Annotated in this window: 22 protein-coding genes; 9 read left to right on the top strand and 13 right to left on the bottom strand. The window is 60.9% G+C overall.

The features are described 5' to 3' along the window. Positions 1–18: 18 nt before the first annotated feature. Entirely contained in the window at positions 19–744 is a 726-nt protein-coding gene (gene pdeM / locus AC1DF8_RS06745; protein ID WP_477995497.1) for a ligase-associated DNA damage response endonuclease PdeM, read from the top strand. Positions 745–750: 6 nt separating this feature from the next. On the opposite strand, the gene AC1DF8_RS06750 is transcribed toward pdeM, so the two are convergent. Continuing rightward, a complete protein-coding gene (locus AC1DF8_RS06750) occupies positions 751–1332 on the bottom strand; it encodes a transglycosylase SLT domain-containing protein (RefSeq protein WP_112969900.1) in 582 nt (193 codons plus the stop codon). A gap of 57 nt (positions 1333–1389) precedes the next feature. Beyond that, positions 1390–2331, bottom strand: a complete 942-nt coding sequence (locus AC1DF8_RS06755) for an alpha/beta hydrolase family protein (RefSeq protein WP_477995402.1) — start codon at positions 2329–2331, stop codon at positions 1390–1392. 86 nt (positions 2332–2417) lie between these two features. Here AC1DF8_RS06755 and AC1DF8_RS06760 point away from each other — a divergent pair, with 86 nt between their 5' ends. After that, entirely contained in the window at positions 2418–2993 is a 576-nt protein-coding gene (locus AC1DF8_RS06760; protein ID WP_113146951.1) for a TetR/AcrR family transcriptional regulator, read from the top strand. Here the strand turns inward: AC1DF8_RS06760 and AC1DF8_RS06765 are convergent, their stop codons facing one another. The 8 genes from AC1DF8_RS06765 to AC1DF8_RS06800 all read right to left on the bottom strand — a co-directional run bounded on the left by AC1DF8_RS06765 (position 2994) and on the right by AC1DF8_RS06800 (position 12170). Continuing rightward, entirely contained in the window at positions 2994–3554 is a 561-nt protein-coding gene (locus AC1DF8_RS06765) for a dihydrofolate reductase family protein (RefSeq protein WP_477995403.1), read from the bottom strand. A 225-nt stretch (positions 3555–3779) separates the two neighbouring features. Then, a complete protein-coding gene (locus tag AC1DF8_RS06770) occupies positions 3780–4580 on the bottom strand; it encodes a TIGR02186 family protein (protein ID WP_112541651.1) in 801 nt (266 codons plus the stop codon). Further along, positions 4580–5503 (bottom strand): sulfite exporter TauE/SafE family protein, encoded by a 924-nt coding sequence (locus AC1DF8_RS06775; protein ID WP_112541650.1) that lies wholly within the window; start codon positions 5501–5503, stop codon positions 4580–4582. Before AC1DF8_RS06775 ends, AC1DF8_RS06770 begins: the two co-directional genes overlap by 1 nt. A gap of 224 nt (positions 5504–5727) precedes the next feature. Beyond that, complete coding sequence (locus AC1DF8_RS06780) at positions 5728–9492, bottom strand: peptidoglycan-binding protein (protein WP_477995406.1); 3765 nt, start codon at positions 9490–9492, stop codon at positions 5728–5730. Between the two features lie 284 nt (positions 9493–9776). After that, entirely contained in the window at positions 9777–10142 is a 366-nt protein-coding gene (locus AC1DF8_RS06785; protein ID WP_112541648.1) for a VOC family protein, read from the bottom strand. An 89-nt stretch (positions 10143–10231) separates the two neighbouring features. Further along, positions 10232–10933, bottom strand: coding sequence for an SDR family NAD(P)-dependent oxidoreductase (locus AC1DF8_RS06790; RefSeq protein WP_477995408.1), 702 nt, complete (start codon positions 10931–10933; stop codon positions 10232–10234). A gap of 76 nt (positions 10934–11009) precedes the next feature. Next, on the bottom strand, positions 11010–11693 hold the full coding sequence (locus tag AC1DF8_RS06795; protein WP_477995410.1) for a DNA-3-methyladenine glycosylase I: 684 nt from the start codon (positions 11691–11693) through the stop codon (positions 11010–11012). Between the two features lie 87 nt (positions 11694–11780). Beyond that, positions 11781–12170 (bottom strand): hypothetical protein, encoded by a 390-nt coding sequence (locus AC1DF8_RS06800; RefSeq protein WP_112541645.1) that lies wholly within the window; start codon positions 12168–12170, stop codon positions 11781–11783. 234 nt (positions 12171–12404) lie between these two features. On the opposite strand from AC1DF8_RS06800, the gene AC1DF8_RS06805 reads away from it, so the two are divergent. The 5 genes from AC1DF8_RS06805 to AC1DF8_RS06825 all read left to right on the top strand — a co-directional run bounded on the left by AC1DF8_RS06805 (position 12405) and on the right by AC1DF8_RS06825 (position 18841). Continuing rightward, positions 12405–14198 carry an acyl-CoA dehydrogenase C-terminal domain-containing protein gene (locus AC1DF8_RS06805; protein WP_477995412.1) on the top strand — a complete coding sequence of 598 codons (1794 nt, stop codon included), beginning with the start codon at positions 12405–12407 and terminating at the stop codon, positions 14196–14198. A gap of 136 nt (positions 14199–14334) precedes the next feature. After that, positions 14335–15543, top strand: a complete 1209-nt coding sequence (locus AC1DF8_RS06810) for an acetyl-CoA C-acetyltransferase (RefSeq protein ID WP_112541643.1) — start codon at positions 14335–14337, stop codon at positions 15541–15543. A 12-nt stretch (positions 15544–15555) separates the two neighbouring features. Then, positions 15556–17769 carry a 3-hydroxyacyl-CoA dehydrogenase NAD-binding domain-containing protein gene (locus tag AC1DF8_RS06815; protein ID WP_477995414.1) on the top strand — a complete coding sequence of 738 codons (2214 nt, stop codon included), beginning with the start codon at positions 15556–15558 and terminating at the stop codon, positions 17767–17769. A 257-nt stretch (positions 17770–18026) separates the two neighbouring features. Beyond that, entirely contained in the window at positions 18027–18374 is a 348-nt protein-coding gene (locus AC1DF8_RS06820; RefSeq protein ID WP_112541641.1) for an ArsR/SmtB family transcription factor, read from the top strand. Continuing rightward, a complete protein-coding gene (locus AC1DF8_RS06825; RefSeq protein ID WP_112541640.1) occupies positions 18371–18841 on the top strand; it encodes an SRPBCC family protein in 471 nt (156 codons plus the stop codon). Before AC1DF8_RS06820 ends, AC1DF8_RS06825 begins: the two co-directional genes overlap by 4 nt. Positions 18842–18920: 79 nt before the next feature. Here the strand turns inward: AC1DF8_RS06825 and AC1DF8_RS06830 are convergent, their stop codons facing one another. Continuing rightward, the gene (locus tag AC1DF8_RS06830) at positions 18921–19232 is read right to left on the bottom strand and encodes an ArsR/SmtB family transcription factor (RefSeq protein ID WP_112541639.1); all 312 of its coding nucleotides are present in this window, start codon (positions 19230–19232) and stop codon (positions 18921–18923) included. Between the two features lie 255 nt (positions 19233–19487). Here AC1DF8_RS06830 and AC1DF8_RS06835 point away from each other — a divergent pair, with 255 nt between their 5' ends. Then, on the top strand, positions 19488–20510 hold the full coding sequence (locus AC1DF8_RS06835) for an LLM class flavin-dependent oxidoreductase (RefSeq protein WP_112969887.1): 1023 nt from the start codon (positions 19488–19490) through the stop codon (positions 20508–20510). Positions 20511–20609: 99 nt separating this feature from the next. Here AC1DF8_RS06835 and AC1DF8_RS06840 read toward each other — a convergent pair whose 3' ends face one another. Further along, on the bottom strand, positions 20610–21797 hold the full coding sequence (locus tag AC1DF8_RS06840) for an MFS transporter (RefSeq protein WP_112969886.1): 1188 nt from the start codon (positions 21795–21797) through the stop codon (positions 20610–20612). A 284-nt stretch (positions 21798–22081) separates the two neighbouring features. Here AC1DF8_RS06840 and AC1DF8_RS06845 point away from each other — a divergent pair, with 284 nt between their 5' ends. Next, complete coding sequence (locus AC1DF8_RS06845) at positions 22082–22645, top strand: TetR/AcrR family transcriptional regulator (RefSeq protein WP_113146961.1); 564 nt, start codon at positions 22082–22084, stop codon at positions 22643–22645. Between the two features lie 3 nt (positions 22646–22648). On the opposite strand, the gene AC1DF8_RS06850 is transcribed toward AC1DF8_RS06845, so the two are convergent. Continuing rightward, a complete protein-coding gene (locus tag AC1DF8_RS06850) occupies positions 22649–26149 on the bottom strand; it encodes a PAS domain-containing hybrid sensor histidine kinase/response regulator (protein WP_477995416.1) in 3501 nt (1166 codons plus the stop codon). Positions 26150–26210: the final 61 nt, after the last annotated feature.

A 26210-nucleotide genomic window follows, 5' to 3' on the forward strand; every position in this document is an offset into this window, starting at 1 on the left:
ATTGGGAATACGAGAGTGATGAACCGCCTGGCGCTCGCGCGCGACATGATCAGCCTTGCCGCAATACCGGGCGTCGAAACCGCCATTCACGGTGTTGCCGCCGTCTGCGATCCGCTTGGTGCGCTCTACCTGCCGGATGCCGGCATTCTGGTCGTTTCCGACCTCCATCTGGAAAAAGGCGCAGCCTATGCCCGCCGCGGCATGCTGCTGCCGCCCTACGATACGCTGGCGACACTGACAGTGCTCGCCGCCGTCATTTCCCGCTACGATCCGAAACTTGTCATATCCCTTGGTGACAATTTCCACGACCGCGTCGGCTCGCAGCACCTGCCGGATGCCTTCCGCACCCTGATCGTCGAAATGGCCCGCGGCCGCGAATGGATCTGGATCAACGGTAACCACGACCCTGACGGTACAATCGACCTGCCCGGCACCTGTTCGGATGAACTTTTTTACGCCGGCCTGACCTTCCGCCACGAGCCGCGTGACGGTCTGCAGAAGGGCGAGATCGCCGGCCATCTGCATCCGGCAGCCACCGTCCGCCGCCGCGAAAAATCCGTCCGCCGTCCCTGCTTTGCGACCGACGGCGCCCGTCTGCTGATGCCAGCCTTCGGCGTCATGAGCGGTGGCCTCGACCTTGGCCACAAGGCGATGAAGGGCCTCTTCGACAAGGCTTCGCTGATTGCCCATCTGCTCGGTCGCGACCGGATCTATTCGGTGCGCTACGGCAATCTGCGCGGCTGAACAGGCTTAATTACATCCCTGCAACTGCTGCTGATAGGTGCCGGCCATCCGTGCAAACTTCTGCGCCGTCTGCTGCAACTGACCATTGCTGCGCCAGTCGCCGCGTTTGTAGCCGGTCGGGCCGGAGTAATAGGCCAGGTAAAGGTTGTAGGCGTCGTTGAGCGGAATGCCCGTCGTTTGGGCGTTGCTGTAGTGGTACCAAGCGATGAAATCGATCGCGTCGCCAAAGTTCGTGCGACGCGCGGACCAGTTGCCGGTTTCGGACTGGTAGTGATCCCAGGTTCCGTTCAGCGCCTGTGAATAGCCATAGGCCGTCGACGGTCTCGTCCAGGGAATGAAACCGAAGAGTTTTGTGCGCGGCGGACGCGCATAGGGCTGGAACCCGGATTCGACATACATGGTCGCCATCAGGATTGGCACCGGCACGCCGTATTTTTTCTCGGCACGCTCTGCGGCGCCCTGCCAACTGGTGAAGAGACCATCCTTCTGATCGAAGACGGCGCAGATATTTCTCGTCTGGCGGGGCGCTGTCGCGCAGCCGGCAAGCAGGGCCAGCCCGATGACCGCAAGCACGATACGAGTACGCATGATACAAACCTCTCGTTTCCGAGAGATTACTAACTCGTAAACGTTAAAGAGCGGTTTTTATGCGAATACGAGATGTTCTGGCGGCTTTTTGTGAGGCCAGGGATTGGTGCCGTCCCGCAGCCAGAGCAGCGTATCCAGCCAGAAGCCGGCGGCATGGCGTGCATGAAAAAGATCGAAATGTCCGATCCTCGGAAATCCGAGATCGTCTGGCGCCAGCAGTACCTCCTCCACTCTGGCATTGCGATAGTGGGAAAGCCCGCGGCGAATGGCCTGCACAGTACCAATCTCGTCATCAGTGACGGTGAGGCCGAGGATCGGCGCATGGAAATTTTCGAAGGATTTTGAGGCGTCTTTTTTTGCAGCCGAGCGAGGACTGCTCCATCCCCGCTGGAATGCCCAGTCGAGCGCGACGTCCTTCGGCAGATCTTCGAGCCAGCCGAGACACCGTCCGGGAAAATAGCCGGCAAGCAACGTTATCGCCGGCATTAGAAGATGCCATTTCGCGAACAGCCGCCCGCGATGATCAGGCGCATAGTCCCGCCAGTTCCCATATTGTGCCCCGACCGCCAGCATCCGGGCAACGCGGTCGCAATGCGCCGAAAGACCCGGCAGGAAGCCGCCGATACTATGCCCAACGACAAAGAGCTCTCGGCCGGGCCTTTGGGCCTCCATGAAGCCTAGCGCTGCATCGAAATCCCGCTCGCCCCAGTCCCGCCAGCGATAGCCGCAGTCACGCAACCGCTCCGGTCGCGAGAGGCCGATGCCGCGATAGTCATAGATCAGTACATCGAAGCCATGTTCGGCGAGAAAGCGCGCATAATAGTGATAATAGCGCGCCGCAACGCCGGTTGCCGGATTGATGACGACGTTGCCATTGCTGCGTTTGCTGGTCGCACTCCAGATGTGGCCGTGAAGCGCAACACCATCGGAGCACTCGATCACGACGGCTTCCGCCTCCTTGATAAGATCACTCTCCCTGCGTTTGCCTGCAGCCGGCATCTGTCGTCCCCTTCGTCCCTGACCCTGCAGGACATTAGCCGTCAAGCCGTGTTGATGACACTCACTAGTCGGTATACATTGCTGTCATGGTCAGATCCGCATCAGACACGCGGGAGCGCATCGTCGCAGCCGCCGCGAAACTCTTCTACAGCGACGGCATCCGCGCCGTGAGCGTCGATGCCGTTGCGGAGAAGGCAGATGTCACCAAGCGCACCCTCTACTATCATTTCGACAGCAAGGACGATCTGATCGCCGCCTATCTGGAAAGCCGGGATCAGCCCAATCTCGCTGTCTACAGGCGCTGGTTTGCGGAAACGGACGGCGATCTCGCGGCGAAGGTAAAAGGCATTTTCGGCAATCTCGCCCGTTCTGCCCGGCACCCGAAATGGAAGGGCTGCGGATATCTCAGAACTTCGGCGGAACTCGCAAACATGCCCGGCCATCCCGCGATCAAGGTCGGCGCCGCGCATAAGAAGAATGTCGAGCAGTGGCTCGTGACGCTCTTCGAGGCTGAGCATGGTGCTGACGCGGATAAGCTCGCCCGCCAGATCGTGCTGCTGCTCGACGGCTCTTTTGCCGCCGTGCTCCTGCATCGCGATCCGACCTATATGGAAACGGCCGGCGAAGCGGCTGCAGCCCTCGTGGCTGCAGCCGGAAAATGATCATTCTGCGGTGCCGGGTTCATAGCGCAGGATCACCGCACCGCTCTTGGTCACCGAGGAATCGAGCAGCTTCAGCGCCCTCTGGTTTTCCGCCGGCTTGAAGTGCGGATTGCCACCGCCGAGGATGACCGGCACGAGGCAGATACGGATTTCATCCACCAGTCCAGCCTTCAAGAGGACATCGGTAAGCTCGGCGCTGCCGAAGATGAAGATCGTCTTGCCGCGCTCCTCCTTCAGCCGCTTCAGTTCGGGTACCGGGTCGTTGACGACGCGCGTATTGTTCCAGTCCGCCTTTTCCATGCTTCGCGAGACGGCAATCTTGGCGATGCCGTTCATATAGGCCTTGATCTTGTCCTCGCTCTCCGCGGTCGGCCAATAGGCCGCCATGCCCTCATAGGTCTTGCGTCCGAAGACCAGAAGGTCGCCTTCCTCGCCGAACTGCTCGGCATATTTTTCGAGCTCCGGCCCCCAGGCCAGATTGTGGAACTCGATGTCCCACGGTTTCGTCCCTTCGAAGTAGCCATCCAGCGTCATCAGGTTCCAGACAACAAGCTTCCTCATCTCATCCTCCTTGGACTGTGTCCTCTTCAAAACCAGTTGCCAATAACAACTGGTTTTGAAGCTAGTCCAACTGATAGCAAAATGCAAGCGGTTAAAAATGGAGGAGTTTGAAAGACGGCGGCAGCGGGCATCGGGACACGCTTCTGCCGTCCGCTACGTGATGGCCGTCGGATGTTTGATGAAAACCTATCTGAAACTTATCGACCGGTGGCGGAGATCCGCGGATCAATCCTTACGGAAGATCAGGCTGGCGCCCCATCCCGTCAGCACGGCCAGCAGCACCGCAAAACAGCCGTAGAAAATCGGTTGCTCATGCGCAGCATCGGTAATCGTCTGCTCGATACCCGTCTTGATGACACGCAGCGGCTGCGATTTCTGCGTCACGAACTTGCCGCTCTTGAACAGATAGGCGCGCACCGTATGCACACCGTTCGGAATGTTGGCTGGCAGCCGCAGGCTTGCCTTGAAGAGGTTGGAGGAGACGAAGCGCACGCCACTCGGATCGCGCTCGTAGAGCCCGCCCACCTGCTGTATCCGCCGGAAGGCGGTGCGGAATTCGTTGAGACTGTTGAAATTACCGGCAAAATCGATCGGCCGCAGCGGAATATGGTCGATGCCGATCCCTTCGCCCGTGAGGTCCAGCGGCGTCGTGATGTCGTCGATGGAACGCGAACTCGACATTGAATAGGAATGCGGCACGTCGGCAAAGGTCATCGACGAGGTGTTGATCCATATGCCGAAGACCCGCTCCTTCTTGCGCACGGTGGCATCCTCGCGCGGTCCTTCCAGAACCACGATGACATCATACTGGCCGATGGCGAGCAGCAGGTCGTCCGTATTGGTCACTGCACCGAAAATCGTCAGGTCCGCGCCGCGGAAATCCGAGGTGATGGCGATCTCGCTGGTCGAAGTGCCAATTTCCAGCAATTCGCGTTCGGCCTGCGTCGTTCCCTGACCGGGCAGCATCATCTGCGCCGAGGCGGCCACAGGCATGAGAAGAACAAGAAGCAGGAGGAGCCGAAACATCAGTTCCCCACTCCCATCACGACCGAATAGATATCCTGCGGTGTCACGATCAGCGCGACGGCAAGGCGCAGTCCGACGGCGAGAACCAGCAGGCCGAGAAGCGCGCGCAATTGCTCGCCGCGCAGCCGCTGGCCGACACGCACGCCATATTGCGCACCGATGACACCGGCGAGCATGAGGAAAAAGGCGAGTACGATATCGACGGAATAGTTGGTCGCCGCCTGCACGATCGTCGTATAGGCGGTCACGAAGATGATCTGGAAGAGTGAGGTACCGACGACGACATTGGTCGGGATGCGCAGCAGGTAGATCATGGCCGGAACCATGATGAAGCCGCCGCCGACACCCATGACAGAGGTCAGGATGCCGATCGCAAAGCCGAGCGTCACGATCGGAATAACCGACAGATAGATCTTCGATTTCTTGAACCGCACCTTGAGCGGCAGCTTGTGAACCCAGTGCTGATGGCCGGGCTTGCGGGGCGCCGGTGCCTCGTTGCGGGCCGCCCGGCGCATGGCATTGACGCTTTCCCAGAGCATCAGCCCGCCGACTGTACCGAGGAAGACGACGTAAAGCAGCGAGATGAAGAGGTCGAGCTGACCGATCGCGCGCAGCAGCGAGAAGATCCAGATACCAACAGTCGCGCCCGAAAGACCGCCGACAAGCAGCACCGATCCGAGCTTCACATCCAGCGTGCCGCGCCGGAAATGCGTGATCGCCCCCGAGATCGAGGAAGCGACCACCTGGTTGGCCCCGGTTGCGACGGCGACGACCGGCGGAATGTTATAGAAGATCAGGAGAGGCGTAATCAGAAAGCCGCCGCCAACGCCGAACATGCCCGACAGGAAGCCAACGGCGGCCCCCATGCCGAGAATGATGAAGATGTTCACCGACAATTCTGCGATGGGCAGATAGATTGTCACAGCCGACCCCGATTATCGCCGCGCCCGCCGCGGCGGCCTGTCTCACGTCCCCGTTCGAATGGCGCATCCTACTGTGAAATCGTTGCCAGAGGCTTTCGAAGGAAAAAGTGCAATCAGCCGGATGCGGGTCTCGATATGTCCCGCATAATCCGGCTTTTTTCAGGTTTTGTGACAGGTGGCTCGAAAAGGCGAAAAGCCCCGCGGCAGAGTGCCGCCGGGCGATCTCAGATAGCCTTGGCGCCCGGTTTGTTGCGTTCCAGAAGCGCCTTCACCGTATCGTCGTTGACCTTGCCGGTCGGCTCCTGTCCGATCGACTTCTGGAAGTTCTTGATGGCAGTCACGGTCTTGGCGCCCATTTCTCCATCCGCCGGGCCAGCGTCGAAGCCGTTATTGTTGAGGATCGCCTGGATGTTGCGGATCGCTTTCTTCATGTCGACAGTGGCCGTCTTCGGTGCGGCGGCACTTGCCCATGCATCGGGAACCTCGATGCCGTTCGCCTTGTTGTCGAGCGGCTGCGGCTTCCAGAGCTCGGCCTTGGCGCGGGCGCGCTCGAGTTGGTCCGGCTTCATGGCATTTGCGACTTCGTCACGTTTCTGGGCGGCATCCTTGTCGCCCGACTTGGCGGCGATCGAAAACCACTTGTAGGATTCTTCCAGATCCGCCGGTACGCCATTGCCGCGGGCGCACAGGATGGCGAGGTTGAACTGGCTGTCGGTGATGCCGAGGTCGGCAGCCTTCTGGAACCACGTTGCGGCCGTCGCATAATCCTGCTGGCCGAGCGCGCCTGAGGCATAGAGCACGGCGAGATTGTGCATGGCGCTGGCATTGCCCTGGCCCGCAGCCTGCTCATAGAGGCTCTTGGCCTTCTGCACGTCGCGGTCGACGCCATTGCCCTTCTCATACATGCTGCCGAGACGGTACTGTGCCGGTGCGAAGCCGTTGTCGGCCGAGAGCTGATACCAGCTCGCGGCCTGCTTCTGGTCGGCGGCAAGGCCGTTGCGGCCTTCGGTATAACGCGCACCGATCTCGAAGAGCGCCAGCGCGTCGCCATTGCGTGCTGCATCGGCAAGCGGCTGCGGCTGGATCGTATCGGGAACGATAATCGAAGCGTCAGCGGATGCGGCAGGTATCGTCGCCGGCGCCGCGGGAGCGTTCGGAACGAAGCCGGACGTATTCTGCGCGGGCGCCTGGGTGAAATCCTCTGCGCCTTCGCCGTCAAGCGGCGTGGCATCGGTGAGGTGATCGGGTGTCGCTGCCTGCGGCTCTGCGGGCGCGGTCGCCTCGGAAGGTGCTGCGTCCGGCGTCATCATCGGCGCCGGAGCGCTGGTTTCGGGCGCGGCTGCTTCCGGCGCAACCGGTGCCGGGGCTGTCATATTGGCCTGCGGCGTTTCGGTCGCGTCGGTCAGAACCGAGACTTCAGCCGGAGGCGGGGCCTTTTCGCCCGTGGTCAACGTGCGGGCAAGCGGGAAAGCCATGATGGCCAGCAGCACGGCCCCGACCGCGAGCAGGATCGGCCGGCGAAAGCGCGAGAAGGCGCCACCCTTGCCGGCTTTTTCAGGCTTTGCAGCACGACGCTCGGCGCGGGTCGCGGGCTTTGCGTTGCTGTCGATCTCCATGGCGGCGGCCTGCGCGGCGCGTCGCGCAGCGGCAATATAGTCGGCCCGATCGTTTTCGGTCGCCGGCTTGCCGCGCTGGGCATTCTGGCTGGCGCGCACGCGCTCCAGGATCTTCTTGACATCAGGTGCGCCAGAGCCCGGTTCGAGCAATTCGTTTGCCGCCTCTGCCGGCACGACATCGACGGGATCGATTGACGGTGCGGGATCGATGACCGTGCGCTCGGCAGCGGTCTTTGCCTCCGTCTTGCGCGATGGCATCAGCTTGCGGCCAAGGCTTGCAAGCAGGCTACCCTTGGCAGGAACGACAGGCTTTTCCGACTGGCTCGTCGCTTCGATGGCGATCGCGCTGGTGCTGTCGGCCAAAGCCGCTTCCGGCATACGCATCACCGTCTCTTCGGCGATGTCGGCCGTGCGCAGCACAGGCGAAGCCTTCGGCGCCTGCATCACCGGCGCCTTGGCTGGCTCGCTGCCCGCATCGACGAGTGCGTAGGGGTCAACGTCGAAATCGACTTCCGCCGCCGGCATCCGGGCGGCCGGGCGAACCCGCTCCTCCATCGTATCGAGCCGGTCGGCAATATGCAGCAGCGTCTCGTGGAGGGCCTGGAAGGTCTTGTGCGTGCGCTCCTCGCTGTCGCGGCTCAAATCTTCGAGGTTGCGCAGATCGTCGGCGAGCGCGATGAGGGCCGACATGTCGCTCTCTGCGGGTGCGGCGCCCTGCGCTCCGCCGTTGCGCGAGTAGGCATCGACCACGGCTTCCGCTGCCTGCCGCGCCGCCTCGATGATATATTCGTCGTTCGTCGCGATATAATCTTCGATTGCACCCATGCGACGGTCGAGATCCGCCGATACTTCCGCATTTTCGCGCGGCGCATTCAGGAGCTCGGAGAGATTTGCGATCTGCTCCTCGAGGTTCTTCAGCGCGCGCGTGTCGGTCGGCGCAGCTGCCGTGCTTTCCTCCAGCCTTGCGGCGATGTCGCTAAGCCGCCCTTCGATACGCTGAAAGGCGCTGTCGTCGATAACAGGCGCCGGGACGGGGCGGATTTCCATCTCGTCGATGCGACGTGCGAGATAGTCGAGCCTCTGGGCGAGCGCATCATTGACCGAGCCGCTTTCCAGCGCATCGATCTTGCGGGAAATGTCGGAAAGCGCGCCGGTCAGGTCCTGCTGCGGGGCGGCCTTCTGCGTGCGCTCGAGCAAATAGGAAAGGTGCTCCAGCCGCTCGTCGAGACGCGAAGTCGCCTCGGCCTTGGCAAGGTCCTCGACGCGTGCCGTCAAGGCTTCCAGCCGGCCGGCCATCTCGTCGGCCGGGTTGGGACGGTTTATGGCGGCGCGGCCCATCAGCTCGATCTGTTCGCCAAGCGCGGAAAGGCGATTTTCCAGCCGCTGCATCAGTGCGGGATCACCACCTGCAGCACTGCGTCCGCTGGCGGCGATCGCGCGACTGATCTCGTCGAGCCGCGTGTCCATGGCGGCGAACTGCTCCGACATGATCCGGTCGTGCGGCTGGATGAGGTTGCCGAACTGCTCGACCGCAGAGGCGATGGTGATGAGCTTGTCTTCCAGTGCGTGCACGGCCGGGCTTTCGCCCATGCCGCCAAGATGCCGCTTGATGTCGTCAAGCCGGTAGGCGAGCGACACCAGCTCTTCCTGCAGCCCGGCCGTGTCGAGCTCTGCCAGGCGGTTTTCCACATTGTCCCAGCGCTGTTCCATGTGGCGCATGGAATCCTCGCGCGCCAGCCCGTCCATCAGCGAACGCAGCTCTTCGAATTCGTTGCGCAGGCCAGTAGCCTCCGGACCAGCCGAGCGGCTGGTGAGCTGCGCGATGCTCTGCGACAGGCGACCCATGTCGGCGCGGATGTCGTCGGCGAAATGCCTGTCCTGCGCGCTCGCCTTGATCTCGCGCAGTTCCGTGCGCAGCGCATTCATCTCGCGCGTGACACCTTCGGAAATGTCGCGCTTCAGGTCCTGCCGCAGGTTGACGAGGGCCTGGGCGATTTCGGTCATCGTGTCGCCGGAGGCGCGGAAAGCGGGTGCGGGCGGCTGCGGTGCCGGCGCGCGCTGCGGAGCAGGCGCAAGTGCCGGTTCACGCAGAAGGGCCGGTGCCGCTTCGCGCGTATAGGCGCGCTCGCGGTTCTCTCTGGTAGCGTCAAGCGCGCGCTGGCGCTGGCGGATTTCCGCCAGCGGGTCGGCAGCGCGCGGCGTATAGGAACTGACGTAGGGATCGCGGACGGGCGTCGGATTACTGGGTCGCTGTTCGCGTCCGCTGCCCATCAAGCCTTCGATCCGCGCTTCCAACCCCTCGATCGTGCGGTTCAACGCGTCGAGCGAGGTCCTGTCGGAATGCCGGGAAGAATGTGATCGCGATCCGTTCATGTTCTTGCTCGCTTCGATTGCCCGGTCCGGGCCCGATCATTGCCTTTTCCGAAGCGTACCGGGGCACGCAGCGGAGAGCGCCATCCATGAGGAAATAATCAATTAGACTTTCCTCAAGCTGGACAGATTTTGGCGGCACTCCTGAAACGCGAGACAAAGAAAAGGAATGCAGATCGCCAATGCTCACCGCGCACCTTTCACGAAACGTGGTAAAGAACTCGTTAACCCGGATGAGAATTTTTTAACTTTTGCGCTCTTCGTGCCAATTTGGCGCGCGCAAATCTTCAGATCGGTCGCTTGTACTGCAACTCGATCTTCACGCCTTCTGGCCCATAGATGAAGACTTGGCCGAGATCGGTATCCGGAATGTCGAGATATTCATGGCGATAGCCGCTCGCTTTGATACGGGCGAGTGCCGGTTCGAATTCGAAGAGGCTGAAGGCAACATGATTGAAGATACCGGGCGGAAAATCGCCCGCCCGCTCCGTCAGACTCAGATGGATCACCGGCTTGTCGTCGAGATAAAGCCAGTGACCGCGCGAGGGAAAGGGTGGCCGATAGCCTTCCTTCACGCCAAGAATGTCTTCGAAAAAAGCGATCATGGCAGGCGCATCGCGGGTATCGATCGTCACATGGTCCAGACGCAGCATCGTTCCCTCCCAGGCTTTCGAAGCCAAACCGATCCTACCGGTTTCGACGCCTTCGGGAAAGCATCTATGCGCGATCGAGACCGCCTGGATCAGAAGTTCTCCGTCCAGGGCCGCAACTCCACTTCCTGCGACCAGGCGCTGCGGTGCTGCTGCAGCACGTCGATATAGGACTGTGCGATCGCATCAGGCGAAAGCGTACCGTCGGGTTTGTCTTCGCTATCCGGCCTCATGGCAGAACGCACGGCGCCATCGATGATAAAATGCGCCACATGGATCCCGCGCGGCCCAAGTTCGCGGGCAGCACTTTGTGCCAAACCCCGCAGCGCAAATTTTCCCATGGCAAAGGGCGCCGATTGCGCATAGCCCTTGATGCTGGCCGTCGCCCCCGTCAGCAGGATAGCCCCGCGACCTTTCGCGATCATGCGTTTGGCCGCCTGCTGGGTCACAAGGAAGCCGCCAAAGGCACTGGTGGCGATCGCCTGTTGCACCTCTGCGGCATCGAGTTCGGCAATCGGCCCTCGCACCCGGCCGCTGGCATTATAGATGACGATATCGGGCTCGCCGATTTCGGCATCGACGCGCTCGAAGAGGGCCGAGACCGCCGCGGGCTGTGAAGCATCGGTAGCAAAAGCCTTCGCCCCGGTTTCATCGAGCAGAGGCCCGAGCTTGCCGATATTGCGCGCCGCAAGGCTCACTTTGACGCCGCGCTCTGCAAGCTTGCGGGCAAGCGAGCCGCTGATGCCGGAACCGGCACCGACGATGAGCGCGCTGCGATAGGGAAACTCGGCCATGATCTTCTCCTTCGGATGAACCCTCTGGAGAGGTAGGCAGTCGCAGCCCGTCAAAAAACCGCCGGCCGGAAATATTTCATTCCTGGGGAGCGTCGATCGAAAGCCCGCAGATGCGCGAGAGATGGGCGAGCGGCAGACCCGTCTCCTCGGCCCAGCGGTTGAAAGTCTGCTGGATCAGTTGCTGATCCTTCTTGCCGGTTCCGGATGACGAGAGCGGCACGCCCGCATCCCTCAGGCAGGCGAGCACGTCTGATGTCATGATAAAGCCGTCGCGACCGATACCGCGCAGGAAATATTGACCGGTGGCTCCGCCCAGCCGGTTGCCGCGTTTGGCAAGCACGTCGAGCAGGCCGATATGATCCTCACGTGGCCAGTTTGCGAAAAAGGCGCCGGCGCTGCCCGCTTCGTTCGCCATCTCGCGTACGAAGGCGGCGTTTGCGCGCACCGACATGATCTTCGCGCCATTCTTGACGACGCGGTCATCGTTCGTCAGGTCATGCCAATATTCGTCGGAAGCGATATTGAGGGCGGCAGGGTCGAAACCGTCGAAAGCCGCTTCAAAGCCTGGCCATTTATTATCGATGACCTTGTGGACGAAACCGCTGTAGAAGACGCGCTTCGTCATCTGCGACAGGATGCGGTCATCCGGCAGGGCGCGCAGTGCCTCATGGTCGGGAATTGCCGGCAGCATCGCCTTCAGCGCGTCGGCGCCGCCTTTTCTCTGCTCGGCGCGCTGACGGATAATCTTGAAATCGCTCAAGGCTGGGCTCCCGAAATAGACATTGCTGGCGCAAGCCTAGTCCGGGAGAGACCGTGTCTTCAAGCCGTTTGGCTTCAAGATCCCCGCTCAGGCGGCGACGGATTCACGCACGTCGTCGAGCAGAAAATGCACGACCAGATAATCGGTCTTGTAATGGCGCCCGCTGTCACCGACTTTTTCTTCGCAGCCGCCATCGGCGGGGTGCCATGGATGATAGTGTGGATTGGTGGCGATCAGCGTCACCGCCTTGCCGGCATATGGCCCCTCGGCCGGCCGGAAACGCATTTCGGCAAGCGGCCAGATGCGTTCATAGGTTTCCATGGGAATGCGCACCCTCAGCGCCCTGCGCGGAGACGGCGGCTCGTCATGCGCAACCACTCTTTCGCCATTGACCGGTTCCACAGTCACAGGCTCGATGGTCACAAGTTCCGCCGTATCGAAGATGGAATTGAACTCCGCAGGCCACGCTCTTTTCATGAACAGCTCCTCCCAGGCTTTTCCAAGGTCGCAGGATGGAGTGTAGCGCGCTTGGCCGGAGAAGCAACGGACTATTACCATTCTGTGACAATGCGCGTACATGGTTCACCTCTCTCTACGCCACCTCACAAAATCGCGCGCACTCCGGATTTGACGTTTACGCAAACGTCAATATTTTGTAAGAGAGTGTCAACGCCGGAGCGATCCGGTTGCCGAATTGGAGGAATTCGAACGATGCCAGTCTACAAGGCCCCGGTGAACGACACGCTCTTCGTGCTGAACGACGTGCTGGGTCTCGAGCGCTACAACAATCTCCCGGGTTTTGCCGATGCCACGCCTGACATGGTGGAGGCTATTCTGGGCGAAGCGGCGAAAGTGGCCGAGGAGGTTATGTTTCCTCTGAACTATTCCGGCGATCAGCAGGGTTGCCAGCGTCAAGAGGATGGCACGGTTTCGACACCGAAGGGTTTCAAGGAAGCCTATAAGGCCTATCGCGAAGGTGGCTGGATCGGCCTCGCCGTGCCGGAGGAATTCGGCGGCCAGGGCCTGCCCTATACGCTGCACGTCGCCGTCGGCGAATATACCTCGGCCGCCAATATGTCGCTGATGATGTATCCGGGCCTGACCCAGGGCGCGATTGCTGCCATCCTCGTTCACGGCAGCGAAGAGCAGAAGCGCACCTACTTGCCGAAGATGGTCGAGGGTGCCTGGACCGGCACGATGAACCTCACCGAGCCGCATTGCGGCACAGATCTCGGCATGTTGCGCACCAGAGCTGTACCGCAGGCTGACGGCAGCTATCGGATCTCAGGCCAGAAGATCTTCATCTCCGCCGGTGAACATGACATGGCCGACAATATCGTCCACCTTGTGCTCGCGCGTATCGAGGGCGCCCCCGAAGGCACCAAGGGCATTTCGCTCTTCATCGTGCCGAAGTTTCTGGCCGCTGACGATAGCGGTACCGGGGTGCGCAATGGCGTTACCTGTGGCGCGATCGAACACAAGATGGGCATTCACGCGAACGCCACCTGCGTCATGAACTACGACGACGCGACCGGCTATCTTATCGGCGAGGCAAACCGCGGGCTCAACGCCATGTTCGTGATGATGAACGAGGCCCGTCTGATGGTCGGCCTGCAGGGCATCGCCATTTCAGAGATCGCTTATCAGAACGCCGCAAACTATGCCCGCGATCGTATCCAGGGTCGCTCCCTGTCGGGCGTCAAGGCGCCGGACAAGAAGGCCGATCCGATCATCGTCCACCCAGATATCCGTCGCGCGTTGATGACCATCCGGTCGTTCAACGAGGCCGGCCGCGCCTTCCTGCTCTGGACCGCGCTGAAATCCGATATCGCCCACCGCGCCAGCGACGAGAAGGACCGCCAGACGGCCGACGACATTCTCGGCCTCGTCACCCCGATCCTCAAGGGCGTGATGACCGACAGGGGCTTCGATCATGCCGTCATGGCCCAGCAGGTCTTCGGCGGCCACGGCTATATCGAAGAGCATGGCATGAGCCAGTATGTGCGCGATGCCCGCATCGCCATGATTTATGAAGGCGCAAACGGCATACAGGCACTCGATCTGGTTGGCCGCAAATTGGCACTGAATGGCGGTCGCGCGGCCATGGCGCTCTTCAAGGAGATCGGTGATTTCTGCGAGGAAAACCGCAATGACGGAGAGCTCGGCTTCTTCACCAAGCACCTCAAGAAGGGCTTGAACGACGTGCAGGGCGCAACCATGTGGTTCATGCAGAATGCGATGGCAAAGCCCGACAACGCCGGTGCCGGCTCCGCCGATTACATGCACCTCTTCGGCCTTGTCATTCTCGGCTATATGTGGGCGCGTATGGCCAAAGCCGCCAATGAACGTCTTGCCGCCGGCGATGCCAGAGAAGACTATCTGAAGAACAAGCTCACCACGGCGAAATTCTTCATGGAGCGTGTGATGCCCGAAACCGCATTGCGCAAGACGCGCATCGAAACCGGTGCCGACACGATGATGGAACTGGCCGCCGAAGCGTTTTGATCACTACCCCTTCTCCCCACTGGGAGAAGGTGGCCCGAAGGGCCGGATGAGGGGGCCGCAAGCGCGGCCGTCTCTGGCTCCTTCCTGCCGGAAGACGATTTCACCGGCGCCTTTGCGCCGCCAGGGAGATGAAACAATGACCGAGGTTTTCATTTACGATCACGTCCGCACGCCCCGCGGCCGCGGCAAGAAGGATGGCTCGCTCCACGAAGTGCCCTCCGTGCGCCTTGCGGCGAAGACGCTGGAGGCGATCCGCGACCGCAACGGTCTTGACACCGAAACCGTCGACGACATCATCATGGGCTGTGTCGACCCGGTCATGGATGCCGGCGCCGTCATCCCCAAGGCCGCTGCCTTCGAAGCCGGTTATTCGACCAGGGCGCCCGGCATGCAGATTTCACGCTTCTGCGCTTCCGGTCTCGACGCCGTGAACTTCGGCGCCGGCAAGATTGCGCAGGGCGCTGACGATATCGTCATCGCGGGCGGCGTCGAAAGCATGTCCCGCGTTGGCCTCGGCATGTCTGGCGGCGCCTGGTTCATGGACCCCTCGGTGAACTTCCCGGCCTATTTCATGCCGCAGGGCGTGTCGGCCGATCTGATCGCCACCAAATACGGTTTTTCGCGTGACGACGTCGATGCCTATGCTGTCGAAAGCCAGAAGCGGGCGGCAAACGCCTGGAACAATGGCTGGTTCAAGAATTCCGTCATCCCGGTCAAGGACCAGAATGGCCTGACGATCCTTGCCCATGACGAGCACATGCGCCCCGGCACCGATATGCAGGCGCTCGCCTCCCTCAATCCGTCCTTCCAGATGCCAGGCGAAATGGGCGGCTTCGAAGCCGTTGCCATCCAGGCCCATCCGGAAGTCGAGCGTGTCAACTATGTCCACCATGCCGGCAATTCTTCAGGGATCGTCGATGGCGCGGCGGCTGTCCTGCTCGGCTCTAAAGCCGGCGGCGAGAGCATGGGTCTCAAGCCCCGCGCGCGCATCAAGGCCTTCGCCAATATCGGCTCCGACCCGGCTCTGATGCTCACTGGCCCCGTCGATGTCACAGAAAAGCTCCTGAAGCGCACGGGCATGACGCTTGCCGATATCGACCTCTTTGAACTGAATGAGGCCTTCGCCGCCGTCGTGCTGCGCTACATGCAGGCCTTCGACATCGAGCACGACCAGATCAACGTCAATGGCGGCGCAATCGCCATGGGCCATCCGCTGGGTGCCACGGGCGCCATGATCCTCGGCACTGTGCTGGACGAACTGGAGCGCCGCGATCTCAACACCGCACTGGTCACCCTCTGCATCGGCGCCGGCATGGGCACGGCAACCGTCATCGAACGCGTCTAAGGGAGAGAGACGATGAGCTACACCAACTTCACCGTCGAGACCGATGCGGATGGTATTGCCCTGGTCACCTGGGACATGCCCGGCAAGTCGATGAACGTCTTCACCGAAGAGGTGATGAGCGAACTCGATGCGATCATCGATGCCACCGTTGCCGACAGTGCCGTCAAGGGCGTCGTCATCACCTCGGGCAAGTCTTCCTTCTCCGGCGGCGCTGATCTCTCGATGATCAAGGCTATGTTCACGCTCTATCAGCAGGAGAAAGCCGCAAACCCTGACGGCGCGGCACAAAAGCTCTTCGATCTTGTCGGCCTGATGACCGGCCTCTTCCGCAAGCTCGAAACCTGCGGCAAGCCCTGGGTCTCCGCCATCAACGGCACCTGCATGGGCGGCGCGCTGGAAATGTCGCTCGCCTGCCACGGCCGCGTCGCCTCCAATGCCAAGAGCGTCAAGATCGCCCTGCCGGAAGTCAAGGTCGGCATCTTTCCGGGTGCCGGCGGCACGCAGCGCATCTCGCGCCTCACCGATGCCCAGTCCGCCCTGCAGATGATGACGACGGGCCAGTCGCTGAACGCATCGCGCGCCAAGGCCATGAACCTCCTCCACCAGGTGGTCGAGCCGGATCAGTTGATCCCGGCTGCCAAGCAGATGATCAAGGACGGCCTGAAGCCCGTCGCCCCCTGGGACGAAAAGGGCTTCAAGGTCCCCGGCGGCGGCATCTGGACTCCTGCGGCAGCCCAACTCTGGCCGGCAGCTCCTGCAATCCTGCGCCGCGAAACCTCGGGTAACTATCCCGGCGCGCTCGCCATCCTGAAATGCGTCTATGAAGGCCTGCAGGTTCCCTTCGATACGGCGCTGAAGATCGAGCAGCGCTATTTTACCCAGGTGCTGCAGACGACCGAAGCCTTCTCGATGATCCGCTCGCTCTTCATCTCCATGCAGGAGCTTAACAAGGGAGCCCGCCGCCCGGCCGGTGTGCCGAAGACCGAACTGAAGAAGGTCGGCGTCGTCGGCGCCGGCTTCATGGGCGCCTCCATCGCCTATGTCACCGCCGCCGCCGGTTTCGAGGTCACTCTCATCGACCGCGATATCGAAGCCGCCACCAAGGGCAGGGGCGTCGGCGAAGGCCTCGTCAAGGATTCCGTCGGTAAGGGCCGGCTGACGCAGGAGGAGGGCGCCGCCCTTCTTTCCCGCATCACGCCGTCTGCCGACTATACAGACCTGAAAGACGCTGATCTGGTCATCGAAGCGGTTTTCGAAGATCGCGCGGTCAAGAAGGCGGTCATCGAGCAGGTCGAAGCCGTCATCCCGGAGACGACCGTCTTTGCCTCCAATACCTCCACCCTGCCGATCACAGGCCTTGCAGAAAATTCGAAGCGCCCGGAACAGTTTATCGGCGTGCACTTCTTCTCGCCGGTCGAAAAGATGATGCTGACCGAGGTCATCCTCGGCAAGAATACTGGTGACCGTGCGCTTGCAGTGGCTCTCGATTATGTCGCCGCCATCAAGAAGACGCCTGTTGTCGTCAACGATACCAGAGGCTTCTTCGTCAACCGCTGTGTCTTCCGCTATATCCACGAAGCCTATGACATGCTGATCGAAGGCGTGCCGGCGGCGATGATCGAGAATGCCGCCAAGATGGCCGGCATGCCGGTCGGGCCGCTGTCGCTGAACGATGAAGTGGCAATCGACCTCTCGCAGAAGATCCTGAAGGCCACCGTCGCCGATCTCGGCCCCAAGGCTGTCGACAAGCGCCACCTCGCCCTCATCGACAAGCTGGTGGACGAACTCGACCGTCGCGGCCGCAAGAACGGCAAGGGCTTCTACGAATATCCGGCCAAGCCCGCCAAGAAATTCCTCTGGCCCGATTTGAAGACCCTCTATCCGCAAAAACCTGCCGCTGAGGTCGACGTCAACACGCTGAAGCAGCGCTTCCTGGTGACGATCGCTCTCGAAGCCGCCCGCACCATGGAGGAAGGCATCGTCACCGATCCGCGTGAAGCCGATGTCGGCTCCATCCTTGGCTTCGGCTTCGCGCCCTATACCGGCGGTGCGCTGAGCTATATCGACGGCATGGGCGTGAAGGCTTTCGTGGACCTCGCCGAAAAGCTAGCCTCCAGCTACGGCGACCATTTCAAGCCCACGCCTCTGTTGAAGGACATGGCCGCCAAGGGCGAAACCTTCTACGGTCGTTTCGATCCCTATCCGGCCGCCGATAAGGCTGCTTAAACGAGGCGGGAACGTCCGGAGCCCCCTCATCCGACCCTTCGGGCCACCTTCTCCCCGAGGGGAGAAGGGGTTTTGCCGCACTGTTTTCGCGCTCTCAAAGGCGTCGTAGCCCACGTCCCCTCTACCCACCGGGGAGAGGGTTAGGGTGAGGGGCTCCAGACGACCGCGCAATTTCAGTTACTCACAATTCTGCCGGACACTCTGGGCCAAAAACACTTAGCTCTTGCGCTAAGTATCGCATCATGATACTTAGCCTCATGGATTACTATTCGCATCAGCTCGACAGCATCTTCCTGGCGCTCGCCGACCCCACGCGCCGTGCCGTCATCGGCCGGCTCGGCACCGGTCCGGCGAGCATCAGCGATCTTGCAAAGCCTTTCGCCATGGCGTTGCCGTCCTTCATGAAGCACATCCACCTGCTCGAAGAGACAGGCCTTATCGAAACGAAGAAGCAGGGTCGTGTGCGCACCTGCACGCTGGAGAAGAAGCGTTTCGCAATGGTCGAAGGCTGGCTTTCGGCTCAGCGCGCCATCTGGGAGGCCCGCACCGACAGGCTCGAAGCTTTCGTCACTGCCACGCAATCGAAGGAGGAGAAATCCCAATGAAGCCAAATGTGAATCCCGATCTTGATCTGACCATTTCGCGCGTCATCAAAGCACCACCGTCCGCCGTCTGGAGCGCCTGGACCAACCCGGCACAATTCGAAAAATGGTGGATACCCGCGCCGGCGCTCTGCCGTGTCGCCACCATGGACGTCAAACCCGGCGGCGCCCTTGTAACCGAAATGAGCGAGGATGGCGGTCCCTTTCAACACCATCTCAGTGCCTGCTATCTGGATGTTCAGGAGGGTCGTCGCATCGTCTTCACCAATGCGCTCCTTGGCGGCTGGCGCCCTGCGCCAACCCCCTTCATGACAGCCATCATCACCCTCGCCGATCATCCCGAAGGGACCGACTACAGTGCCGTCGTCATGCACAAGGACAAGGAGACCCGCAGCACGCATGAAGAACTGGGCTTCCATGACGGTTGGGGCACGGTCGCCGCGCAGCTGGCAAAGCTGGTGGAGAAATAAAGAAAACTCATGCCCGGTATAGCGGCCGGGCTAAGGCGATAACTGGGAACGGCTGAGAATGCCGGGTGACACGGATCGCTTAACCTGCCAGTCGGTGATCCGTTGTCTGGCCCTCGTCGAACATCTCGCTCAGCATTTCAAGGATCACATGGACCTTCTCGGATTTGACCGAGTAGTAGATCGTCTGCGCATCGCGCCGCGTCTTGACGAGGTCCCTGCTGCGGAGCTTGGCGAGGTGCTGGGAGAGGGCCGATTGGCTGATTCCGATAATATCGGCGAGATTGTTGACGGCCACTTCGCGCTCGGCAAGCGTCTTCAGCATCCGCAGTCGATGGGCATTCGCCATCACCAGCAGCAGGTCGGCTTTCTTTTCAAAACTATCTGTATTCATCGCATTCCCTTCACAATCTTGCGGCCGCTATTTATATGACTAATTAAGAATTGTCTTAAGAGTGTGGCCGGGAACAAATTTTTCCTCATGTTTTTAGAAGTGTCAGGAGAAGCAGGGCTCCGTGCTGCAATTGACCGGTGCCGAATTCGCATTTGATCAGTCACCAGGTTCAGAAATCTCCCGTGCGCGCCTATATGCCTGTCAGGAATCATGAGAAGAAGCGTGCAGGCACACTTCAGTTTAAGCGATGGAATCATGAAGAAGATCGGTTTTCTCTCGTTCGGGCATTGGACGCCCTCGCCGCAATCCCAGACGCGCTCCGCCGGCGATACGCTGCTGCAGTCGATTGATCTTGCCGTTGCAGCTGAAGAACTCGGTGCCGATGGCGCCTATTTCCGTGTCCACCATTTCGCCCGTCAGCTTGCGTCACCCTTTCCATTGCTGGCCGCTGTTGGCGCCCGGACCAGCCGCATCGAGATCGGCACCGCGGTCATCGACATGCGCTACGAGAACCCGCTCTACATGGCGGAAGACGCCGGCTCCGCCGATCTGATTTCCCGCGGGCGCCTGCAGCTCGGTATCAGCCGCGGCTCGCCAGAGCAGGTCATCGATGGCTGGCGATATTTCGGCTACAACCCGCCGGAAGGCCAGAGCGATGCAGATATGGGCCGCCGCCATGCCGAGGTTTTCCTCGAAATATTGAAGGGTGAAGGCTTCGCCGAGCCCAATCCGCGGCCGATGTTCCCCAATCCGCCCGGCCTCTTGCGGCTCGAACCGCATTCCGCCGGCTTGCGTGAGCGCATCTGGTGGGGTGCCGGCTCGAACGCTACGGCAGTCTGGGCCGCCAAGCTCGGCATGAACCTGCAAAGCTCGACCTTGAAGGACGACGAGACGGGCGAGGCCTTCCATATCCAGCAGGCCAAACAGATCCGCGCCTATCGCGAGGCCTGGAAGGAAGCCGGTCATCAGCGGGAGCCACGCGTCTCCGTCAGCCGCAGCATCTTCGCGCTGGTGAACGATCGCGACCGCTCCTATTTCGGCTATGGCAATGAAGGGCAGGACAAGATCGGCTTCATCGACGAGAATACGAGGGCGATCTTCGGCCGTTCATACGCCGCCGAGCCTGATGCTCTGATCGAGGAGCTGAAGAAGGACGAGGCGATCGCCGAGGCAGATACGCTGCTTCTCACCGTCCCCAACCAGCTCGGCGTGGAATACAATGCCCACGTTATTGAATCGATCATGAAATATATCGCGCCGGCGCTCGGCTGGCGGTGATCGCATAGCGTGTCGCGCAAAAGTGCGTGCGGTTTTACGATAACGACGTGAGAAAACGGGAGCTTAAAGCGTGGCGGATCTGAAAGATCGCGGCACGCTTTAAGCCGTCGCCGTATCCCTTGTCGAGCGCATCATCACCAGCCCGGCAAGGCTGACGAGGACGATGCCGGTTGCGTAGATGTCTGTGGTCATGCCGTAGCCGATCGACTTGACGAGGAAGCCAGCAAGGATGGCCGGCAGGCTGAAGGCGAGATAGCTCTGGATATAAAAGGCCGAAAGCAGGCCGGCCCGTTCTTCCGGCTTGGCGAGCGGCATGATCGTGCCGATCGAGCCGAGGAAGTTGGTACCAAAACCGGCGCCCGTCAAAAGCGTTCCGATGAGCAGCAGCGGCACGCTGGCAAGATGCACGCCAGCGACGACCGTTGCGATACCCGCTGTCTGGGAGGCCACGCCGAAGACGAGATTGCCCTTCGGGCTGCGGCTGCGGCGAAGGAAAACGGTAATTGCGCCGGACAACATCAACGCTGCCACGACCGCGCCACCCGTCAGCGGTGCGCGACTGCCGGTAGTGGAGACGACCAGCGAAGGTACGAGCGACAGGTAGAAACCGCCGAGCGTCCAGTTGGCGATATTGATCGGCGTCACCAGCGACAGCGGCTTCTTTACCTGTTGCGGAATGAAAATCGTCGGCTTCAGCGAAGTGAAGATGCCGGGCCGTGTGCCGCCGGTTTCTCGCGTCAGCCACAGCGCAAAGGCCTGCACTGTAAAGGCGACGAGAAGCAGGGCGTAGACGAGATGCAGTGGTTCCGGCCCGTACTGGATCAGCGCGCTGGTTCCGATCGCGCCGATCGCCATGCCAGAAAGCGGCGCAATGGAGTTGACGATTTGCCCCTTGGCCCGGTCGACATCGACAAGAGCTGCACCGAGGGAGGCGCCGGCAATACCGGTGGCGATACCCTGCACGATGCGCGCCGCGATCAGCCATTCCGGTCCGCTGGCGATGGAAAATAGCGCCATGGCGATGATCTCCAGCACCAGCGCGCCAAAGATGACAGGTCGCCGTCCGAGATGATCGGAGATGGAACCGGCGATCAGCAAAGTGGCGAGCAAAGCGAAGGCATAGACGGCGAAGATGACGGTGATGAGGATTGGGGAAACGGCAAAGACTTCCTGATAGATGCGATAAAGCGGCGTCGGCGCAGCCGATGCGCCGAAGAAAATGGCCAGCGTCAGTGCGTGGAAGCCCATGGGTGACGAATTCTTGATGGATTCAGGGGCGGCGACCATATATTGATCCATTAAAGCTAAATCGTTGCGTTAGCCCTATTTAGGTTGAGGCGCCGGTAAAAGCAAATAATTTGCGTTAATGGATCGATGAATGTTTCTGATCTATTGGTGCCGGAGCAGTTCCAGCAAGGTGGGCTACGCCCGGACTTGTGGGCAAGCAAAGAGAGCATGTCCCGCAAAACTGGGGAGCGGTTTGCGACCACGGCATGTTAAAACGGGACCAGAAGCATGCTAGGCAACCGAAAGGTCGCGGCGCGCTTCAGGGCTGAGAAAGTTGGGTTGAAATGGCAGTGAAAGAGAATATCCGTCCGGGTGGCAGAAGTGCACGTGTCCAGGCTTCGGTGCATGCCGCAGTGCGTGAGCTTCTTGCGGAGATGAGCCGAACGGAGATCACCGTTCCGCTGATCGCGACGCGGGCGGGTGTCACGCCGTCCACCATCTATCGCCGCTGGGGTGATCTGCAGGAATTACTGGCCGACGTCGCCGTCGAACGTCTGCGTCCCGACATGGAACCGGTCGATACCGGTACCGGCGCCGGCGATCTGGAAGCCTGGGCCGAACAATATGCAGAGGAAATGTCCTCTGGCCCCGGTCGTGAATATATACGCGACGTGCTCGCTGCCCAGACCGGTGATAATGCCAATAAGTGCTGCAACTTCACCCGTCAGCAGATTGAAGCGATCGCCGGAAGGGCGAAGGGGAGGGGCGAGGCCTTTCCCGATGTCGATACGGTGATGGATAGTGTCGTTGCACCCATCATGTACCGCACCCTCTTCGGCGATGCTCCGAACTCTGCTCGTGTACGGGAGCTTGTTGACCACCTTTTCGACCGGCGCAAGGTGGCGTGATCTTCACTCGGCGGCGGCGCGCTTCAGCCCCGAAACCTGGGTGATATAGGCGCGCAGTGCCGCAGGGCGCACCGGCTTGTGCTGCACCGCGATGCCGTGTTTTTCTGCCTCTGCCCGCACTTCCAGCGTCCTGTCGGCTGTGACGAGCAGTGCGGGAATCTCAATACCGAAATGCTGCCGGAGATACAGGATCGCTTCGACCCCGGTTCCGTCGGCAAGATGATAATCGGCGATGACAAGGTCMGGCGGCTGACGCATCGAAAGCGTCTGGACAGCCGAAAGTGAATCCGCTGCCTGCGTGTTGCAGCCCCATCCATCGATCAGCAGCCGCATGCCTTCGAGGATCTTGGTTTCATTGTCGATGCACAGGATGCGCAATCCTTTCAATGGCTCGGCCGTGCGATCGACTGGAACCACGGCTGCACTTGTTTCCGCGCTCTTCGAGATGTCTAGCGGCATGAGAACGCGGAATTCCGTACCCTTGCCATGTGTCGACTGAAGTTCGACCTTGTGGCCGAGCACGCGGGCGATGCGGTCGACGATGGAGAGGCCGAGCCCGAGACCCGATGCGGTCTTGGCGCCTTCGTCCAGCCGCGCGAATTCCTTGAACACCGTCCGGAATTTCGAAGGCGGAATGCCGATGCCGGAATCCATTACCTGGATCATCACCTGATTGCCGCGTCGCCTGACCCCGATCAGCACCTTGCCGCTGACCGTATATTTGATGGCGTTGGAAACGAGGTTCTGTACCAGGCGGCGCAACAGGTTCGGATCGGAGCGCACTCGCAGCGAGGTCGGCATGACCTTGAGCTTCAGCTTCTTCTCGCGGGCGATCGGCGCAAAATCGGTCTCGATACGCTCGAGCAGGTCGGAAAGCGGCACGGATGCCAGCCGCGGGCGCATGGCGCCGGTATCAAGTCTGGAAATATCGAGCACGGCGCCGAGAATGGATTCAACCGATTCCAGCGCGGAATCGATGTTGCGCACGATCGGGCTGTTTTCCGATTGCGCCATGCGTTCGACGAGTGCGGAAGAATAGAGCCGCGCTGCATTGAGCGGCTGCAGGATATCGTGGCCCGCTGCGGCAAAGAATCGGGTCTTGCCAATATTGGCCTCGTCCGCCGCCGCGCGTGCCTCCGCCAGCTCCTTGTTGACGCGCGTCAGTTCCGCGGTGCGCTCCGCCACGCGCTGTTCCAGTGTCTCGTTTGCCTGTTTCAGTGCCTGGTCGGCGGCCACACGCTGGGTAATGTCGGTGAAGGTCGCGACGATGCCCTTGTCCGGCATGGCGTTGGAGCGCACTTCGATGATGCGCTCGCCGCCGGCGAGCACCAGCGGGAAAGGCTTGTCGAGCGTCAGGAAATGCCGCACCGCTTGGCCCTGGTCACCGGGCGCGATGTCACCGCGATGGCTAAGGATACTGACGATGTCAGATAGCGGAAAGCCGACCTGGCCCGCATTTTCAGGCAGGTCCAGCAATTGACGGAAACGCCGGTTCCAGATCGTCAGCCGGTTGGAACTGTCGAAGACGGCAATGCCCTGATCCATCTGCGACAGTGCCGTCTGCAGCATGTCCTGATTATATTGCAGCGCTTCGCTCGCCTGGTCGAGCAGCCATGCGGTATCCGAAGAGGCATCCTCGATCTTCTGCAGGATCAGCGACAGCACCAGCCGTGCGGACGAAGAACCGATGGCGCTGCCGAGCAGCTGCTCGGTGAAATGGATGAGCGCCATATCGGCCGGCTGATCGTCCTCCAGTTTGCGCCCCGAGGTCTGCTCATAGGTCGCAAGCGAGCGCTGCATGCGCTCTTCGCCGAGATAGCGGGCGATGGCCGTTTTGAGATCGCCGACGCTGATGCGGGTCTTCCAGCCGCGCGTGGCAAACTGCGAGCGCGAATGCCGTTTGACGAAGATACCGGCCTGGATGCGTTCCAGCGGCTTGGCATTGCGCGTCAGCGAGCCCACGACGAAGGCGGCAGTATTGACGAGCAGGCTCATCGCCGTCGCATTGACCAGCGGATCGGCATCCGGATCGGTGAAGAGCGTCGTGCCGGGAAAGATGAAACCGAGGAAACTGCTTGCCACATAGGAATAATCCGGCCCGCCGAAGGAGGGCAGGAAAAGCAGGTAGACCCAGATGGTGAAGCCGGAGGTCAGGCCGAGGATGGCGCCGCGCGCATTTGCCCGCCGCCAGATCATGCCGCCGAAGAGGGCAGGCGCAATCTGCGCGATGGCGGCAAAGGAGAGCAGGCCGATCGAGGCAAGCCCCGCAGTGCTGTCAGTCGAACGATAATAGGCGTAGCCGAGCAGCAGTACGGCGAAGATGGCGCTGCGGCGGATATTGAGCAGGCTCTTTGCGAAGTCGTCGCGCTGGCTTGCAAGGCCCGCAAGCTTCCGGCGCAGGAAGAACGGCATGACGATGTCGTTCGACACCATGATGGAAAGCGCCACGGAATCGACGATCACCATGGCGGTCGCCGCGGAGAAGCCGCCGATGAAGGTGATCAGCGAGACGACAGGCATCTGCCCTGCAAGAGGCAGGGTAAGGACATAGAGATCGGCATTGCCGTTGCCGCCGAAGATGAGCAGCCCGCCGATGGCGACGGGCAGCACAAAGAGATTGATGGCGATCAGGTAGAGCGGGAAGAGAAAGCCGGCGAGCCGGAGCTGTTTTGCCGTTCGGTTTTCGACCACTGTGACGTGAAATTGGCGCGGCAGCATGATAATGGCGAAGGCCGAAAGCAGTGTCAGCGTGATCCATCGGCTGAGCGGCGTCTGATAGTCGAGGGCGGCACTGACCAGGGCATTCTCCGATCCTTTCCGCCACAGGTCGCTCGGTCCGTCGAACAGGAACCAGATGACACATATGCCCGCCGTCAGGAAGGCAACGAGCTTCACCATCGATTCCATAGACACCGCGAGGATGAGCCCGTCCTGATGCTCGGTCGCATCGGTATGGCGGGTGCCGAACATGATGGCGAAGCAGGCAAGCACGAGCGTCACGATCAGCGGCAGGTCGAGGAAATAGAGATTGCCGCTGCCGATACCGTAGTCGGACGGATTGACCATGGCCGTGACAGTCGCGGAGATGGATTTCAACTGCAGCGCGATGTAGGGAATGGTGCCGATCAGGCAGATGAGCGCCACGATGGTTGCGACAGTGGAATTCTTGCCGTAGCGCGCCGCAATGAAATCGGCCACCGATGTCAGCTTCTCGGCCTTGGCGAGTTCGATAATGCGCTTCAAGAGCGGCATGCCGAGTGTGAAGACGAGAATCGGCCCAATATAGATGCCGGCAAATTCTAACCCGTGATGCGCAGCGAGGCCGACACCGCCGAAATAGGTCCAGGACGTGCAGTAGATCGCAAGGCTGAGCGCATACACAACAGGCCGGCCGCCCTCCGGCACGCCGAATTTTCGGCTCCGGCGGTCGCCATAGCTTGCCACTGCGAAAAGCAGCAGAAGATAGCCCAAGGCAAACGCAAATATGACCCAGCCTGGAAGCATTGACCCTCCGCCGGCGGACTATCCGCCGTCCTCCCGGAACGGTTTGAAGATTAGGGCAATT

This window comes from Rhizobium sp. 05N49, from assembly GCF_056396805.1.

Bases quoted from the DNA above. Each gene is read 5' to 3' on its own strand.
- pdeM (WP_477995497.1), top strand. From the start codon at position 19: ATGAACCGCCTGGCGCTCGCGCGCGACATGATCAGCCTTGCCGCAATA.
- AC1DF8_RS06750 (WP_112969900.1), bottom strand. From the start codon at position 1,332: ATGCGTACTCGTATCGTGCTTGCGGTCATCGGGCTGGCCCTGCTTGCC.
- AC1DF8_RS06755 (WP_477995402.1), bottom strand. From the start codon at position 2,331: ATGCCGGCTGCAGGCAAACGCAGGGAGAGTGATCTTATCAAGGAGGCG.
- AC1DF8_RS06760 (WP_113146951.1), top strand. From the start codon at position 2,418: ATGGTCAGATCCGCATCAGACACGCGGGAGCGCATCGTCGCAGCCGCC.
- AC1DF8_RS06765 (WP_477995403.1), bottom strand. From the start codon at position 3,554: ATGAGGAAGCTTGTTGTCTGGAACCTGATGACGCTGGATGGCTACTTC.
- AC1DF8_RS06770 (WP_112541651.1), bottom strand. From the start codon at position 4,580: ATGTTTCGGCTCCTCCTGCTTCTTGTTCTTCTCATGCCTGTGGCCGCC.
- AC1DF8_RS06780 (WP_477995406.1), bottom strand. From the start codon at position 9,492: ATGAACGGATCGCGATCACATTCTTCCCGGCATTCCGACAGGACCTCG.
- AC1DF8_RS06785 (WP_112541648.1), bottom strand. From the start codon at position 10,142: ATGCTGCGTCTGGACCATGTGACGATCGATACCCGCGATGCGCCTGCC.
- AC1DF8_RS06790 (WP_477995408.1), bottom strand. From the start codon at position 10,933: ATGGCCGAGTTTCCCTATCGCAGCGCGCTCATCGTCGGTGCCGGTTCC.
- AC1DF8_RS06800 (WP_112541645.1), bottom strand. From the start codon at position 12,170: ATGAAAAGAGCGTGGCCTGCGGAGTTCAATTCCATCTTCGATACGGCG.
- AC1DF8_RS06805 (WP_477995412.1), top strand. From the start codon at position 12,405: ATGCCAGTCTACAAGGCCCCGGTGAACGACACGCTCTTCGTGCTGAAC.
- AC1DF8_RS06810 (WP_112541643.1), top strand. From the start codon at position 14,335: ATGACCGAGGTTTTCATTTACGATCACGTCCGCACGCCCCGCGGCCGC.
- AC1DF8_RS06815 (WP_477995414.1), top strand. From the start codon at position 15,556: ATGAGCTACACCAACTTCACCGTCGAGACCGATGCGGATGGTATTGCC.
- AC1DF8_RS06820 (WP_112541641.1), top strand. From the start codon at position 18,027: ATGGATTACTATTCGCATCAGCTCGACAGCATCTTCCTGGCGCTCGCC.
- AC1DF8_RS06825 (WP_112541640.1), top strand. From the start codon at position 18,371: ATGAAGCCAAATGTGAATCCCGATCTTGATCTGACCATTTCGCGCGTC.
- AC1DF8_RS06830 (WP_112541639.1), bottom strand. From the start codon at position 19,232: ATGAATACAGATAGTTTTGAAAAGAAAGCCGACCTGCTGCTGGTGATG.
- AC1DF8_RS06835 (WP_112969887.1), top strand. From the start codon at position 19,488: ATGAAGAAGATCGGTTTTCTCTCGTTCGGGCATTGGACGCCCTCGCCG.
- AC1DF8_RS06840 (WP_112969886.1), bottom strand. From the start codon at position 21,797: ATGGTCGCCGCCCCTGAATCCATCAAGAATTCGTCACCCATGGGCTTC.
- AC1DF8_RS06845 (WP_113146961.1), top strand. From the start codon at position 22,082: ATGGCAGTGAAAGAGAATATCCGTCCGGGTGGCAGAAGTGCACGTGTC.